This window comes from [Flexibacter] sp. ATCC 35103 (assembly GCF_001975985.1).
GTDB lineage: Bacteria > Bacteroidota > Bacteroidia > Flavobacteriales > Flavobacteriaceae > Flavobacterium.
Genome location: NZ_MTQF01000001.1, coordinates 541,151 through 557,893, shown reverse-complemented (window position 1 = coordinate 557,893; position 16,743 = coordinate 541,151). Strand labels below are relative to the sequence as shown.

The following is a 16,743-nucleotide window of genomic DNA, read 5'->3' as shown; positions in this document are numbered from 1 at the left end:
GTTTAAAAGTAATAAAAATATTACAATAAGTACAGGTCTCTCAAAAATATTTTACCATCAAAATGATAAATGTCATTTCCCAATCAGATTCTTTTTCGTAATATTACTATTGTAAATATTTTTGAATGAGAAAGATAAAATACAAGAAAGGACGCAAGCTGCAGCATATTACTTTAGAGTATACAGGAACGCATAAAGAGCATGAAACAGAGATGCAGCTTTTTGTATATGACGATGCAGATGTTGTTGAATATGAAAAGTTTACTGTTGCTGCGTTAGATTCTTGCTTTGATTATACAAAGAATAACTGGCTAAATGTTCATGGCTTAAATGATATAAGTTTACTTAAAACTATTGGTTCTCATTTTAAGCTGGATGACTTTTTGCTGGCAGATATTTTGAATACAACTAAGCGAACTAAGCTCGAAGAGCAACAAAATATTTTATTTTTTAATATAAAATCACTTTTGCCTTCTGAATATTCTGATAATATTAGTGTTGAGCAAATTAGTTTTATATTGAAAGATGGAATTCTGATTTCTTTTCAGGAAAAACGAAGCGATTTTTTTACCCATATACGCGAACGTCTTCGTACACATGCGGGAATTGTAAGGACTAAAAAAGTGGATTATTTATTGTATCTGTTATTAGATGCCGTAATAGAAAACTTCTACATTACAATTGAAGATGAAGAAGAGAAAATTGAAGAATTAATCAATTTGACTAAAAAAGGTGCAGATCCTGTTATTCTGGAAAAAATTGAGAATCATCGTGATAACTTCAATTTTCTAAAACGCGCTATAGTTCCGCTTCGGGATTCGCTGTATTATCTTAAAACAATTAAAGATGATGATACAAATAGTTTAATTCAAAAAGATACATTTAATTTTTTCATCAGGTTACATCAAAAAAGTTTAGAGCTTTTAGAGCAAATTGAGTCGGATATGAGTTCGCTGGAAAGTGCGTCAAACTTTTATTTTTCTGAGCAAAGCAGAAAGATGAATGAGATCATGAAAACCTTAACTATTATCTCCGCTATTTTTATTCCGCTTACTTTTATTGTTGGAGTATACGGAATGAATTTCGAGAATATGCCGGAACTTCGGTATAAATACGGATATCACAGCGTGATGATTGCAATGTTTTTTTTAGTGATCGCACTGATTATTTATTTCAAAAAAAGACGTTGGTTTTAACGTTTCTTACAATAGTAAAAACACGATTTAAAGTACATTTGTTTAGATATAACATATAAATTATGAGTAAAGCGATATATATAGCCACTAGTGATCAAAATAGCGGGAAATCGATTATTACGCTCGGTTTGATGAGTATTTTAATTGGTAAAACAGCAAAAGTGGGCTATTTTAGACCAATTATAGAAGATTTTGTTGATGGAGAATTAGACAATCATATCGAAACAGTTTTGTCACATTTTGATCTTGATATTAAATTTGAAGATGCCTACGCGATCACAAAAAGCAAATTAATTAAAAAGAAAAATAAAGGTAAAATAGGAGAGGTTCTAGATCTGATTATTGAAAAATATAAAAAACTTGAAGAACGTTTTGATTTTGTTTTGGTGGAAGGAACAAGCTTTACCGGCGAAGGAACCTCGATCGAATTGGATTTGAATGTTTTAATTGCCAAAAATCTCGGAATTCCAACTATAATTATAGGCTCAGGAGTTGGGAAAACATTAGAAGAATTAGTAGACAGCCTTTATTTGGTTTATGATTCTTTTAAAGTAAAAGAAGTTGAGGTATTGTCTGTTATTGCCAACAAAGTGCAGATTGAGAATATAGAATTAGTGACGCAGGGATTACAGAAAAGTTTACCTGCCAATGTTCTGATCAACACAATTCCGCTGATTTCAAGTTTGAATAATCCAACGATGCAGGAAATTGTCAATCAGCTTAATGCAAAAGTATTGTTTGGACATGCTTATTTAAACAATGAAATTGGACATTATAGTGTAGGAGCGATGCAATTGCACAATTATCTGGTTCATCTGCATGATAATGCTTTGGTAATTACGCCCGGAGATCGTTCTGATATTATCTTAGGCGCTTTGCAAGCAAATGAATCAGCAAATTATCCAACCATTTCAGGAATTATCCTGACGGGAAATATTGTTCCGGAAGAAAGCATTCTAAAGCTTATCGAAGGACTTTCTGCCATAGTTCCTATTATTGCTGTTGATGGCGGCACCTATCATATTACAAACAAAATTGGAGCAATAAGATCAGAGATTTATGCCAATAATACACATAAAATCGAAACCTCGATTACGACTTTTGAAAAGTATGTTGAAGTTGAAACTTTGTCTGAAAGGTTAATCACTTTTGTACCGGAAGGAATGACGCCAAAAATGTTCCAGTACAATATGGTAAAAAGAGCTAAACAGCATCGAAAACATATTGTTTTACCGGAAGGAAATGATGACCGTATTATCATTGCTACCTCTAGATTGTTAGACATGGATGTAGTTGATATTTCTATAATTGGCGATAAAAAGCAAATCGAAAATAAAATTGCAGAACTTGGAATTACTTTCGATTTTACAAAAGTTAATATTATCAATCCAAAAGAATCTGAACTCTATGAGGATTACGCTAATACATATTATGAACTTCGAAAAGCTAAGAATGTAAGTATTACAATGGCAAGGGATTTAATGGAGGATGTATCTTATTTTGGCACTATGATGGTATATAAAGGTCACGCTGACGGAATGGTTTCAGGAGCAGCACATACTACACAACACACCATTTTACCAGCCCTACAATTCATAAAAACCAAACCAAATTCATCTGTCGTTTCATCCGTATTTTTTATGTGTTTAGAAGACAGGGTTTCTGTTTTTGGAGATTGTGCTATTAATCCAAATCCAACTGCAGAACAATTAGCAGAAATTGCAATTTCATCGGCAGAATCAAGTTCAGCCTTTGGTATTGAACCAAAAATTGCCATGCTTTCGTATTCTTCCGGAGCATCAGGAAAAGGTGATGAAGTGGATAAAGTTAGAACTGCTACCGAAATTGTGAAGCAAAAACGACCGGACCTTAAAATTGAAGGACCAATTCAATACGATGCTGCCGTAGACAAAGTAGTTGGGAAAAGCAAAATGCCGGATTCTGAAGTTGCAGGACAGGCGAGTGTACTTATTTTTCCGGATTTAAATACAGGAAATAATACCTATAAAGCAGTGCAAAGAGAAACCGGAGCTTTGGCCATTGGACCAATGCTGCAAGGTTTAAATAAGCCTGTAAACGATTTAAGCCGAGGTTGTACAGTAGACGATATTATAAATACAGTAGTAATTACAGCGATTCAGGCGCAGGGACTTTAGATAATTATTAATTATAAACTTTGCCTCTTTAGTAAATTAAATAAACTTAGAACCTTAGTGCCTTAGCATCTTAGCAGCTAAAAATAAATAAACAATGAAAATATTAATTATAAACTCTGGAAGTTCATCAATAAAATATCAATTAATGGTTATGCCAACAAACGAAGTAATTTGTTCTGGTATGATTGACAGAATTGGGCTCGAAACTTCGAATATCACCTATAAAACTTCTTCTGATTCTATTGAGGAAATATTACCAATTACATCGCATAAAATAGGACTGCAAAAAGTAGCCGAAATGCTTTTAGATCCTGAAAAAGGAGTTATAAAATCTACTTCGGAAATTGGCGCAGTTGGTCATCGTGTGGTGCACGGAGGAAGTTATTTTTCTGACACCACCATTATTACCGAGGAAGTAAAAGAAAAAATAAAAGAACTTTCAGAACTGGCACCTTTACATAATCCGGCACATTTAGTTGGAATAAACGTAGCCGAGGAAATTTTTTCATCAGCAAAACAAGTAGCGGTTTTTGATACTGCTTTTCATCAGACTATTCCGGTTGAAGCCTATAAATATGCAATTCCTAATTATCTTTTAACAGAGAATAAAGTCCGTGTATACGGTTTTCATGGAACGAGTCATAAATATGTTTCAGAAAAAGCAATTGATTTTTTAGAGCACAATTCTAGAATTATTACAATCCATTTAGGAAACGGCTGTAGTATGACTGCAATCAAAGATGGAAAAAGTATCGATCATACAATGGGTTTTTCGCCTTCAAATGGCTTAATAATGGGAACTCGTGCAGGAGATATCGATCAGTCGGTGATTTTTTATTTAATAAAAAACCTGAATTATACGCCAGACGAAGTAAATGCAATTTTATTGAAACAAAGCGGAATGCTTGGACTAACAGGTTATAGTGATTTGCGTGATATTGAAGCTGAAGCTGAAAAAGGCAATAAAGATTGTCAATTGGCTTTATTAATGAATGCTTATAGAATTAGAAAAACAATTGGTTCTTATACAGCTGCTTTAAACGGATTGGATGCTATAATTTTTACAGCCGGAATTGGCGAAAATTCATCATACATGCGTAAGTTGGTTTGTACTGATATGGATTATTTTGGAATTGAACTTGATCAGGAAAAAAATCAAATTCGATCTAAAGAAATTAGAGAAATAAGTACGCCAAATTCAAAAACAAAAGTATTAGTTGTTCCAACGGATGAAGAATACGAAATTGCAAATCAGGTTTATCATTTGTTACAAAGTTAAAATGATTTCAATAATATAAAAAAGCTCCTTTATATAGGAGCTTTTTTTATGTTTTAGGATTAAATATTTGTCAGTACCTTTGAAAATAAATCCGAATATTTTGAAATCTACACTTCTAAAACTATTTTTCTTCTTTTTCATTGTTTCACAAATACAGGCACAAGAATTACTTCCTTTTGTAGAAAATTATAATAAATCAGATTATCAAGGTGACAATCAAATCTGGAATGTTGTTCAGGGTAAGGATAATGCCATGTATTTTGCTAATAATCACTATTTATTGCGATATGATGGTGTAGTTTGGGAAAAATACACATTACCTAATAAAACTATTATCCGCTCGATTATGATCGAGGGTGATAAGATCTATTCCGGATCTTATAAAGAGTTTGGTTATTGGTACAGGAAAGATGGAAAAATGCATTATGTTTCGATTACCAAAAATCTAAGATTATTTGATGAAAAAGACAATGAAGAGATCTGGAAAATTTTCAGATTTAACGGTTCCATTTATTTTCAATCCTTTAATGATGTTTTTATTTATAATGGAAAACACATTCAAAAAATAAAATTTCCTTTCTTAATATCGTATTGTTTTGTAGTCGATAATGATGTGTATGTAGCATCAGTCGAAAAAGGTTTGTTTAGATTAAAAGGTTCCCGAATTACCAATCCAAAAGGTTGGAATGTCCTAAAGAGAACTGTAGTTCATGCAATTGAAAAACATCAAAACAAGGCATATATTTTTACTCAGAAGAAAGGAATATTTATAGTAGAAAAAAATGGTTTAAAACCCTGGGATAATCCATTAAATGAAACCTTGAAAGCAGCGACAATTAATGTTGCCAAATTTATTAAAGGAAACAAATTGGTTATAGGAACAGGAAACAGAGGGCTTTATATTTATGACTTTACTACCAATACTTATAAAAATATCGACAGAAATAATGTCCTGATGAATAATTCAATTCTCAGTATTGGTTTTGATAAGGAAAATGATCTATGGCTGGGTCTGGATAACGGAATTGCGCATGTTGAAGTAAATTCTCCTATCTCATTTTTTTATGATAATTCCGGGCTTTTGGGTTCCGTTTATTCAGTAGCAACAACTAACAAAGGTTATTTGATAGCTTCTAATCACGGTGTTTTTGAATTTGATTCCGGTAAATTTCATATGATGCCTAATACACAAGGTCAGGCATGGAATATTACTAAAATTGATGATAAATACATTATTGGTCATAACGATGGTACATTTTGTTATGAGAATGGTTCTTTGGTGAAAACAAACAACATTAGCGGAGGTTGGAATTTGTCTAAAAGCAGTATTAATAACACCTATTTTCAGTCTACTTACAGTGGTGTTTTAGTATACGATGATATTTCGAAACTTACACAGAATAAAGTAATAGGAGATCTTTCTAAACCTATAAAATATGTCGCTCAGAATAAAAAAAATGAAATCTGGGCAGCCGATAATTACCGTGGATTATATCGTGTTTTGTATAGTGACGATTATAAGACTAAAAAGGTGGAGAATATTACACAGCAAAGCAAAATAAAAAATGATTTTGGTGTTAAAATTTTCGAATTTAGAAATGAGATCCTTTTTCTAATTAACAATTCCTGGTACACTTATAATTCTATTACAAATAAACTGGAAGGCAACGAACTCTTTAATATTAATTTTAAAAACATAACGGATGTTGTTGCCATAGATGAAGATCATTTTATGGTGCTTCAAGACGGAATTTTATATCATATTCAGGCAGCAGGAAATAAATTTGTCTGGAATATTATTCAGGAGAAATATTATAAAGGAAAATTAATCAACGATAATTTAAGAATTTTTAAAACTCAAAATCATTATTTGCTAAATCTCGATGATGGATTTATTTCGCTTCAGTTAAAATATGAAAACAAGCAAAATTCTGATGTTAAGATAGAAGCCTATAATGATAAGGCATTAGTTTCTAATGATTCTAAAATTAAATATAATACAGAGCTCAAGATAAATGTGATATCTGGTATTTATGGAGCAAGTAAACCTAATTTATTTTATAAGCTGAATAAAAGTAATGACTTTGTCCAGATTTCTGGCGGATTGATTGTACTCAATAACCTGAGCAGCGGCAATCATTCTATCATTGTATATAAACATGACGGAGCTACTTATGAAAAAGTTTCGAGTTTTGAGTTTCGTGTTGCAGAACCATGGTATTTTTCGTTCTGGATGGTTTTATTATATATGTTAATAATAGGCACTGTATTATTTCTCTATTATAAATGGAATAAACTTCGCTATATGCAAAAATTAAAATTGCAGGCAGAAGAACTAAAGCATCAAAGAGAAATTCTTGAAATGGAATTGAAAGCCGAGAATGAATTAAATATTCAGGAATATCAAAAACACATATTAGAACTTGAATTACAAACAAAATCATCTGAAGTTGCCGGCAAATCTTTATCTATTGCAAAGCAAAGTGAAATGATCGAAAATATTCAAAGTATTTTAGATTCAGAAAAAGATTTTAATAAGCTTAAAAGTGAAATCAAGAAAGCTATTAAGATAAATGAAGTAAATAAACACGAATGGGAAATTTTTGAAACCAATCTAAATCAAATTCACAATGAGTTTATAATAAGTTTATCAAAGAAGTTTCCAAACCTTACTCCAAAAGATATAAAATTATGTGTTTATCTTAAAATGAACCTCTCATCAAAGGAAATTGCACCTATGATGAATATCTCTTTTCGAGGCGTAGAATTGCACAGATATCGCTTAAGAAAGAAATTAAACCTCACTCAGGACGAAAATCTCTCAAAATTTTTATTAAGTCTGTAAGATTTGCATTTAAATTTTAAAGATATTATATTTTTACACATCATTTTTTATATAATTCCAATACATCATTACTACATCATAATGTAATGTTAATAAAATTTAATTAACATTTATTGTATTGATTATCATTGCTATATGTTTGAGATTTAACATAATGATGTAGCTATGTAGTAGTGGTGTTTGATGTACTACAACGTTGTAATTGTTTAATTTGGCTCTACTAACTTAAACGATTACAAACTGTATGAAAAATTTTATTTTTAGCTTTTTAGCACTTTTGCTACTGCCAGCTTACATGTCTGGACAAGCAATTAAAGGAAAAGTAGTAGACAGTAGTGGAATGGGAATTCCAGGAGCAGTTATTGCAGCTTCTAATTCCAGAACTTCAACTGATGCTGATTTCGACGGAAATTTTACAATAAATGCCAAAGAGGGCGAGATTTTAAAGATCTCAATGTTAGGTTTTGAGGCTGTTTCTATAGCAGCAACTACATCTCCTATGACAATTACTTTAAAAGAAGCAGGTGATACTGCCTTAAAAGAAGTTGTAGTAATAGGATATGGTACCAGAAAAAAAATTGATAATACTTCAGCAATTACTTCTTTAAAAGCTGAGGACGTTACAAGAACAAAAGTATTAAATGCATCTCAGGCCATTCAGGGTAAAGCTGCCGGTGTTCAGGTAACTTCTTCAGATGCTCCGGGTAGTACACCTTCAGTTGTTATTAGAGGTTTAGGTACTGCATTAGGAGGAAGAAATCCATTGTATATCGTTGATGGTATGCCAACGGAAAATATCAATAACATTAATACTAATGATATTACATCTTATGAAATTCTAAAAGACGCTTCATCTTTAGCTATTTATGGTACCAGAGCTGCAAACGGGGTTATCATTATTACTACTAAAAAAGGTAAAGGTGATAAAATATCTGTAGAAGTGGAAAGTTTTGGTGGTGTTAGAACGCCGCTTAAGAAAGTAAAAATGGCAGATGCTAATCAATATGCAAGCTATTCTAATGCTTCTTTAGGAACAAACAGATTCTCAACAAATCAACCTGTTAATACAAATTGGTTTGATGAAATTACAAGAACTGGTACTTACACTCAAAATAATATTTCTATTTCTGGTGCTACAGAAAATGTTAAATACTTTTTTAGTGCAGGTAACTATCAGGAAAAAGCAATTCTTAACGGTTTAGATTACAGCCGTACAAGTTTTAGAAACAATAATGAATTTAAACTTTCTAAAAAAGTTACTTTAAATCAAAACTTTAGCTTTACATCGGCTAATTCTACACCAAAACCATTAGGAGCATTTACAAATGCATACAAACAGTCATCAATTGTTCCTGTTCGTTTTGCAAATGGTCAATACGGAGCACCTTTTGCAGATGCAAGCGGAGTAGCAAGCCCAACAGGTACTTCATTTAACAATGTTGGTAATCCTGTAGCACAATTAGATTTTTACAATGAACAACAAAGAAGTATCACACTTCAGGGAGGTTTGAAATTGGATTATGAAATCTTAAAAGGTTTAAAATTTACTTCACAATTTAATGGTGAATACTATACTTGGAAAAATTATAACTTCGAGGATACTAAAAATATTTGGTTAGCTGCTAATCCAACTCGTAAAGATGGAGATTATTCAAGTACAGATCCTATCAATTTATTGACTAGAGGCAGAGAGCAGTATTTTAACTGGAACTTATCTAACTATTTTACTTATAATAAAGTATTTTCTCAGATTCATGATGTTGAATTAACAGCAGGTATCGAAACTTCTGTAAAAGGTCCAAGAGAAAAATTAGTAATTACAAGAAAAAATGTAAGTCCTGACTCTAACTATTGGTCTTTATATAATGCTACAGATGCAAAAGGTGTGGATTATTCTGGTACTGTTACAAATTTACAAGATATTGTATTCAACGAAAGTAAATTAGCTTCTTATTTTGGACGTTTCCAATATAAATTAATGGACAAATACTTAGTAACCGGAACTATCAGACGTGACGGATCTTCAAACTTTGATAAAGATTATCGTTGGGGAACTTTCCCATCTGTAGGTCTTGGATGGATTATGACTAAAGAAAGTTTCTTGTCAGATATTAAAGGAGTTAATTTAATCAAATTAAGAGGAAGCTGGGGTAAATTGGGTAACCAAAATGTACCATTAAACAGTCAAAGTTATAATTCTGGATTAAATAGTTATTTAGGAGGTTCAATTTTATATGAAGGATCAAGTATCACTTCTCAAATTGACCCTACTTTAACATGGGAAATTACTGAAGAGACTTCTGCAGGTATTGATTTTGAATTTTTAGACAGCAGATTGAAAGGATCATTTGATGTTTATGACAAAAATACAGATAACGTAATTTTATATGTAAAACCTTATCCAACTTCAGGAATCACAACTGCTTCTCCTTCTCATGTTGGTGAAGTTTCAAACAAAGGTTATGAAATTGCTTTACGTTGGGATGATAAAATTACGGAAGATTTAAGCTACTGGGTTGGAGGTAACTTCTCTCACAACAAAAATGAGCTTACAAGCTTAAAAGATATTTCATTATCTCAGGTTATTGGAGGTAATTTAGGAAATGGTCAAGATACTAAATTGTTATACAACAACTCAGTTGGTCAGCCATTAGGTAGTTTTTATCTTTATGAATATGCAGGTGTAGATCCGGCAAATGGAAACATGCTTTATTATAATGCTTCTGGTGCTAAAGTGACTCAGGATGCTTTATCTGCAACAGCTGATAAAAAATATGTAGGTTCAATTTTACCAAAAGCTAACTACGGAGTTTCTTTAGGAGTTGTTTACAAAAACATTGATTTCTCAGTTGACGGATACGGAACTGGTGGAGCAAAAGTATATAATGGTAAAAAAGCACAGCGTTTTGGAGGTGAAAACGTCGAAGCTTCTATGACAAATGATTATTGGACTCCAACAAATACAACATCTCAGAATCCAAGACCATTTAATACTGTTCCTGTTGCTTCAACTTATTATATGGAATCTGCTGATTTCTTTAGAATTAACAACATTACTTTAGGATACAAACTTCCTCTTAAAGATGACCAATTTATTAGTTCTTGCAGAATTTATCTTAATGCAATCAACCCGTTTATAACACAGAAATATTCTGGTTTCTCTCCTGAGTTAAATGGAGATGGTAATCCTTATGGAACACAAGGGGTGGAATTGGATGCTTATCCAACACTAAGATCATTTGTAATTGGTGCTAATTTAAAATTTTAATATTATGAAAAAGATATATATATCAATCTTCGTGTTATCAGCATTTACATTTACCGGATGTGCAGATGATTACTTAGATGTTAAACAAACAGAAACTATTTCTACAGATGATATCGAGCTGTTTAACAATGACAGTGGAGCAAAAACATTTGTTACCTCAATCTACAGTAAATTTTTAGACTGGGATATGAGTTCATTCGGATGGATTGGTTTAGCAAGTATTACCTCTGATGATGCTGATAAAGGATCAACTCCAAGTGATACAGGTACTGATAAAGATGTTTTGGATGCCTTAACTTATAATGCATCAAATCCATCTGCTGAAAGTACTTTTAATGCAAACTATGACGGGATCAACAGATGTAACCAGGCATTAGCTATTCTTCCAAAATTGGACAAAGCTGATCCGGCATTAAGAGAAAGATTAATGGCTGAGGCAAAATTTTTAAGAGCTTTCATGTACTTTACTTTAGTGAAATGTTATGGAGGTGTTCCAATTGTAGATAGAGTATCAAGTATTCCATTATCAGCAGAAAGTAAAGCTATGCAGCTAACTCGTAAATCAGCTGCTGAAGTTTATGCTTTTATTGAAAAAGATTTAACTGAGGCTGCTGCCGTTTTACCAAATAAATCTCAATATGGTGATGCAGAAAAAGCCAGAGCTTCAAAAGGAGCAGCTTATGCTTTATTGGCTAAAGTAAGTTTGTATCAAAAAAAATGGCAAAGTGTTGTAGATAATTGTAATCTGGTTACAGGTTATATTATTTCTCCGGATTATGCTAAAATGTTCAGATTAGAAGGAGAAAATGATGGAGAATCTATTTTTGAAATAAACGGTAATGGTGCAGTACCAGCTCGTGGAATTCAAGGATATTCTAACGTTCAGGGTGTTCGTGATGCATGGGGATGGGGATTCAATCAGCCTTCTCAAAGTTTAGTTAATGCTTATGAGGCTGGAGATGTTAGAAAAGATGCAACGATTATTTTTAGAGGTGCAACTTTATATGATGGAAGAGTAATTCCTGTAATAAGTGCAGACGATCCTAATCCGAGATATAATTTAAAAGCTTATTCTTCTGCATATACAAGTGCATGGGAAACAGATGCTAACATTAAATATTTAAGATATGGTGAAGTATTATTAATGAAAGCTGAAGCTTTAAATGAATTAGGACAGACTTCACAGGCAATTCCGTTATTAAATATAATCAGACACAGAGCTGGTCTAGGTGATACTCCGGCAACTTCTCAGGCAACAGTTAGAACTGCAATCTGGAAAGAAAGAAGAGTTGAACTAGCTTTTGAATTTGACAGATTCTTTGACTTAGTTAGAACTGGTCAGGCAAAAGATGCTTTTGCGGTAGATGGAAAAGTATTTACAGTAGGTAAAAACGAATTATTCCCAATTCCGGCATCGTTCCTTTTAATATCAGAAGGAATGTCTTCTCAAAATCCTGGTTACAATTAATATTAATATATCACTTCCTTCAAGATCTTGAAGGAAGTGATTATTTATAAAATCTTAAATTTTTTTATAATGGTTAGAATTTCAGTTTTATTATTAGTTTTTACATTTTTTGGTTGTGGCTCTAATGCTGATAAATCAAAAGAAAATGAAGGAGAAAAGGCAGCAACTGTAAAATTAACAGATGAAGAACTTTTAGCAACTGTTCAAAAACAAACCTTTAAATATTTTTGGGATTATGCTGAGCCAAATTCAGGATTAGCAAGAGAACGTTATCATCCGGACGGAGTTTATCCTGAAAATGATGCAAATATAGTAACAACCGGAGGTTCAGGTTTTGGATTAATGGCTGTTGTTTCAGGAATGTCCCAAGGATATATTACTAAAGAAAAAGGAGTTGAGCGATTAAACAAAATTGCTGATTTTTTAGGCAAAGCAGATCGTTTTCACGGAGCATGGTCACACTGGATAGACGGAAATACCGGAAAAGTAAAACCTTTTGGAACCAAGGATAATGGTGGAGACTTAGTCGAAACATCATTTTTGGTTGCAGGGATGATTACTGTTCGCGAATATCTAAAAGACGGTTCAGAAAAAGAGAAAGCTGTAGCTCAAAAATATGACGCACTTTGGAAAGGTGTCGACTGGCAATGGTACACCAATAATAAAAATGTATTGTACTGGCATTGGTCACCAACATATGACTGGCAAATGAATTTTCCTTTAGAAGGATATAATGAATGTTTAATTACTTACGTGCTTGCAGCATCTTCGCCAACACATTCAATAGAGGCAAAAGCATACCATGAAGGATGGGCCAGAAGTGGAGGGATTGTTTCTTCTAAAACAAAATATAATATTCCATTAGTTTTAAAACATAATGGAGCTCAGGAATTTGGAGGTCCATTATTCTGGGCGCATTATTCTTATGTAGGTTTAGACCCAAACCAACTAACAGATAAATATGCTAATTACTGGGATCTGAATGTTAATCAGACAAAAATCAATTATGAATATTGTATAGAAAATCCAAAAAAAGGATATAGTGCTGATTATTGGGGATTAAGTGCTTCATATTCAAGAAATCCTGACGGTTCTATTGGTTACAATGCGCATATGCCAAGCAACGATCAAGGTGTGATGTCGCCAACAGCTGCTATAAGTTCAATTGTTTATACACCAAAAGAATCAATGGCCGTAATACGCAATTTATATGATAATCATAAAAAAGAAACCTGGGGAAATGCCGGTTTTTATGATGCTTTGAGTTTACAGAATAATAATTGGGTTGCAAAACGCTATTTAGCTATCGATCAGGGACCTGAAGTTGTTATGATCGAAAACTATCGTACCGGTTTATTATGGAAGCTATTCATGAATGCTCCAGAAGTAAAACAAGGTTTAGTGAAGCTGGGCTTTAAATCTGAAAAATACGGAATTAAATAGTATTTAAAATGAACTTCAAGTTACCAATTATGGCACTGTTGTTTTCTATTGCTGGTTTTGCACAAAGCGAGACAACAGGAAAAATAAAGACAGTTGTAGTAACCAATTATGAATTGGGTTACGCATTACACAAACCGGCCAATATAAAAGATAAAAAGCCATTAGTAGTTTTTATTTCCGGTGATGGAGAAAAAGGAACAGACATTGAAAAAGTAAAAATCAATGGACCTTTAAAATATCTAAAAACACATCAATTAGATGCTTATGTTTTGGCACCACAATGTAAAGAAGATGAGAATTGGAATATTGAATCTATTCACGAATTGATTTTAAAAATTCAAAAAGAGAATAAGATCGATGCTCAGAGAATATATGTTACAGGATTAAGTTCCGGAGGCTGGGCAGCTTGGAATTTAGCCCTTTCATATCCGGATATGTTTGCGGCAATAGTACCTATTTCTGGCTTTGTTGATTTGATTGAGCTTGAAAGTGCCTGCAAAATAGCGAATATCCCAACCAGAATATTTCACGGATTATTAGATGATGTAGTAAAAGTTGATTACGCAATAAGTATTTATAAAGAATTGAAAAAATGCAATGCGAAAGATGTTCAATTGACCATTTTTGATGACGCGGGACACGATAGCTGGACAAGAGTTTATGACAATCCGGAAATATATGACTGGATGTTTAAACAGGTAAAAAAGAATACGAACAAATAAATATAATAGAATGAAAAACAAATTAGTCTTACTATTTTTAGGATGTGCTGTTTTGGGTTACGCCCAGAAAAAGAATACTAAAAGTACAGTAAAAATTAAACCAAAATCAGAGTTTGTAGCTGAGTTATTGTCGAAAATGACATTGGATGAAAAATTAGGTCAGCTTAATTTACCAACTTCCGGAGATATTACTACAGGACAAGCAAATAGTTCTGATGTGGCTAAAAAGATTGCTGAAGGTAAAGTTGGAGGTTTATTCAATATTAAATCTGTTCAAAAAATTAGAGAAGTACAAAGAATTGCTGTTGAACAAAGCCGCTTGAAAATTCCATTGATTTTCGGGATGGATGTTATCCACGGTTACGAAACAACATTCCCAATTCCGTTAGGATTATCTTGTACGTGGGATATGGGCTTAATCGAAAGAAGTGCTCAAATTGCTGCTCAGGAAGCAAGTGCAGATGGAATCAACTGGACATTTTCTCCAATGGTTGATGTTTCTCGCGATCCTCGTTGGGGAAGAGTTTCTGAAGGTTCAGGTGAAGATCCTTACTTAGGAAGCCAAATTGCAAAAGCAATGGTTAATGGTTACCAACAACATGATCTTTCTAAAAATAATTCGATTATGGCGTGTGTAAAACACTTCGCTTTATATGGTGCTCCAGAAGCAGGACGTGATTATAATACAGTCGATATGAGTCATATCAGAATGTTTAATGATTATTTCCCTCCTTACAAAGCAGCTGTTGATGCCGGTGTAGGATCTGTTATGGCTTCTTTTAATGAAGTTGACGGAATTCCTGCAACAGGAAACAAATGGTTAATGACAGATATTTTAAGAAAACAATGGGGTTTTAAAGGTTTTGTAGTAACTGACTTTACCGGAATTCCGGAAATGATCGAACACGGTATGGGTGACTTACAAGCAGTTTCTGCTTTATCTCTAAATGCTGGTGTTGAAATGGATATGGTTGGAGAAGGTTTCTTAGGAACTTTGAAAAAATCTTTAGACGAGAAAAAAGTAACAATCGAAACTATCGATAATGCAGTAAAACTAATTTTAGAAGCTAAATATGATTTAGGATTGTTCCAGGATCCATATAAATATTGTGATGCTAACAGAGCTAAGACTGAAATTTTTACAGCAAGCAGCAGAAAAGAAGCAAGATCAATTTCAGCTCAATCATTGGTTTTATTAAAAAACCAAAATCAGGTATTGCCACTTAAAAAATCAGGTACAATTGCTTTAATCGGACCATTGGCAGATGCAAAAGAGAATATGCCGGGAACCTGGAGTGTAGCTACAAAAATGGAAAATGCTATTTCGTTATTAGCAGGAATTAAAGAAGTAGCAGGAACTTCTGCGAAAGTATTATATGCAAAAGGAAGTAACTTAGATTACGATGAAACTTTTGAAACTAACGCAACAATGTTTGGTAAAACCTTACATAGAGATGCTCGTTCAAAAGAAGAATTACTGGCAGAAGCTTTAAAAATAGCAAATCAGTCAGATGTTATTGTTGCTGCACTTGGAGAATCTGCAGAAATGAGTGGAGAATCAAGCAGCCGTACAAATTTAGAAATTCCACAAGCTCAAAAAGATTTATTAAATGCATTGTTAAAAACAGGAAAACCGGTTGTATTGGTTTTATTTGATGGTCGTCCTTTAGTTTTAAAAGACGAAAACGAAACTGTTCCTGCCATTTTAAATGTTTGGTTTGCAGGTTCTGAAGCTGGTTATGCTATTGCTGATGTTTTATTTGGAGATGTAAATCCTTCCGGAAAATTAACGACAACTTTCCCTAGAAGCGTTGGGCAATTACCAATTTACTACGCACACAAAAATACAGGAAGACCACTTTCTAACACAGAAGGCAAATTCGAAAAATTCAGATCTAATTATATCGACGAAAGAAATGAACCATTATTTCCATTTGGTTTCGGTTTAAGCTATACTTCATTTGACTACTCAAACCTTAAAATTTCATCTGATAAAATGAATGCAGACGGAAAATTAAAAGTAACAGTTGATGTAGCGAATACAGGAAACTATGACGGAAAAGAAACGGTACAATTATATATTAGAGATTTAGTTGGTTCAGTAACAAGACCAGTTAGAGAATTGAAGAATTTCCAAAAAATAACACTTAAAAAAGGGGAGAAACAAACCGTGACTTTTGATATTACGGTTGAAGATTTAAAATTTTATAATTCTGATTTACAATTTGTAGCAGAACCTGGTCAGTTTGAAATTTTCGTTGGAGGAAATTCAAATGCCGATAAGAAAGTTAGTTTTGAATTAGCTAAATAATTGGTTTGTTAATTAGTTAATAGCCCTTCGTCTTTGGTTAGCGAAGGGCTTTTTT

The 16,743-nt window shown here is 32.8% G+C and carries 9 protein-coding genes; all 9 read left to right on the top strand.

Annotated features, from left to right (window positions below; translation table 11 throughout):
• The first annotated feature begins 125 nt into the window (after positions 1-125).
• The 9 genes from corA to bglX all read left to right on the top strand — a co-directional run bounded on the left by corA (position 126) and on the right by bglX (position 16,688).
• Positions 126-1,196 carry a magnesium/cobalt transporter CorA gene (corA, locus tag BXU01_RS02300; RefSeq protein ID WP_083691516.1) on the top strand — a complete coding sequence of 357 codons (1,071 nt, stop codon included), beginning with the start codon at positions 126-128 and terminating at the stop codon, positions 1,194-1,196.
• A 62-nt stretch (positions 1,197-1,258) separates the two neighbouring features.
• Positions 1,259-3,352 carry a phosphate acetyltransferase gene (pta, locus tag BXU01_RS02295; protein WP_083691515.1) on the top strand — a complete coding sequence of 698 codons (2,094 nt, stop codon included), beginning with the start codon at positions 1,259-1,261 and terminating at the stop codon, positions 3,350-3,352.
• Positions 3,353-3,446: 94 nt separating this feature from the next.
• On the top strand, positions 3,447-4,631 hold the full coding sequence (locus BXU01_RS02290; protein WP_083691514.1) for an acetate/propionate family kinase: 1,185 nt from the start codon (positions 3,447-3,449) through the stop codon (positions 4,629-4,631).
• A gap of 100 nt (positions 4,632-4,731) precedes the next feature.
• Positions 4,732-7,476 carry a histidine kinase gene (locus BXU01_RS02285; RefSeq protein WP_083691863.1) on the top strand — a complete coding sequence of 915 codons (2,745 nt, stop codon included), beginning with the start codon at positions 4,732-4,734 and terminating at the stop codon, positions 7,474-7,476.
• A 244-nt stretch (positions 7,477-7,720) separates the two neighbouring features.
• Complete coding sequence (locus BXU01_RS02280; RefSeq protein WP_083691513.1) at positions 7,721-10,744, top strand: SusC/RagA family TonB-linked outer membrane protein; 3,024 nt, start codon at positions 7,721-7,723, stop codon at positions 10,742-10,744.
• Positions 10,745-10,748: 4 nt separating this feature from the next.
• A complete protein-coding gene (locus BXU01_RS02275; RefSeq protein WP_083691512.1) occupies positions 10,749-12,212 on the top strand; it encodes a RagB/SusD family nutrient uptake outer membrane protein in 1,464 nt (487 codons plus the stop codon).
• A gap of 69 nt (positions 12,213-12,281) precedes the next feature.
• On the top strand, positions 12,282-13,655 hold the full coding sequence (locus tag BXU01_RS02270; RefSeq protein ID WP_083691511.1) for a glucoamylase family protein: 1,374 nt from the start codon (positions 12,282-12,284) through the stop codon (positions 13,653-13,655).
• A gap of 8 nt (positions 13,656-13,663) precedes the next feature.
• Complete coding sequence (locus tag BXU01_RS02265) at positions 13,664-14,377, top strand: prolyl oligopeptidase family serine peptidase (protein WP_083691510.1); 714 nt, start codon at positions 13,664-13,666, stop codon at positions 14,375-14,377.
• A 10-nt stretch (positions 14,378-14,387) separates the two neighbouring features.
• Positions 14,388-16,688, top strand: a complete 2,301-nt coding sequence (bglX, locus tag BXU01_RS02260) for a beta-glucosidase BglX (protein ID WP_083691509.1) — start codon at positions 14,388-14,390, stop codon at positions 16,686-16,688.
• The last annotated feature ends 55 nt before the right edge of the window (positions 16,689-16,743 follow it).

What these genes read in the sequence shown, in the direction of transcription:
- corA (WP_083691516.1), top strand. Translation starts at nt 126, where the DNA reads ATGAGAAAGATAAAATACAAGAAAGGACGCAAGCTGCAGCATATTACT.
- pta (WP_083691515.1), top strand. Translation starts at nt 1,259, where the DNA reads ATGAGTAAAGCGATATATATAGCCACTAGTGATCAAAATAGCGGGAAA.
- BXU01_RS02290 (WP_083691514.1), top strand. Translation starts at nt 3,447, where the DNA reads ATGAAAATATTAATTATAAACTCTGGAAGTTCATCAATAAAATATCAA.
- BXU01_RS02280 (WP_083691513.1), top strand. Translation starts at nt 7,721, where the DNA reads ATGAAAAATTTTATTTTTAGCTTTTTAGCACTTTTGCTACTGCCAGCT.
- BXU01_RS02275 (WP_083691512.1), top strand. Translation starts at nt 10,749, where the DNA reads ATGAAAAAGATATATATATCAATCTTCGTGTTATCAGCATTTACATTT.
- BXU01_RS02270 (WP_083691511.1), top strand. Translation starts at nt 12,282, where the DNA reads ATGGTTAGAATTTCAGTTTTATTATTAGTTTTTACATTTTTTGGTTGT.
- BXU01_RS02265 (WP_083691510.1), top strand. Translation starts at nt 13,664, where the DNA reads ATGAACTTCAAGTTACCAATTATGGCACTGTTGTTTTCTATTGCTGGT.
- bglX (WP_083691509.1), top strand. Translation starts at nt 14,388, where the DNA reads ATGAAAAACAAATTAGTCTTACTATTTTTAGGATGTGCTGTTTTGGGT.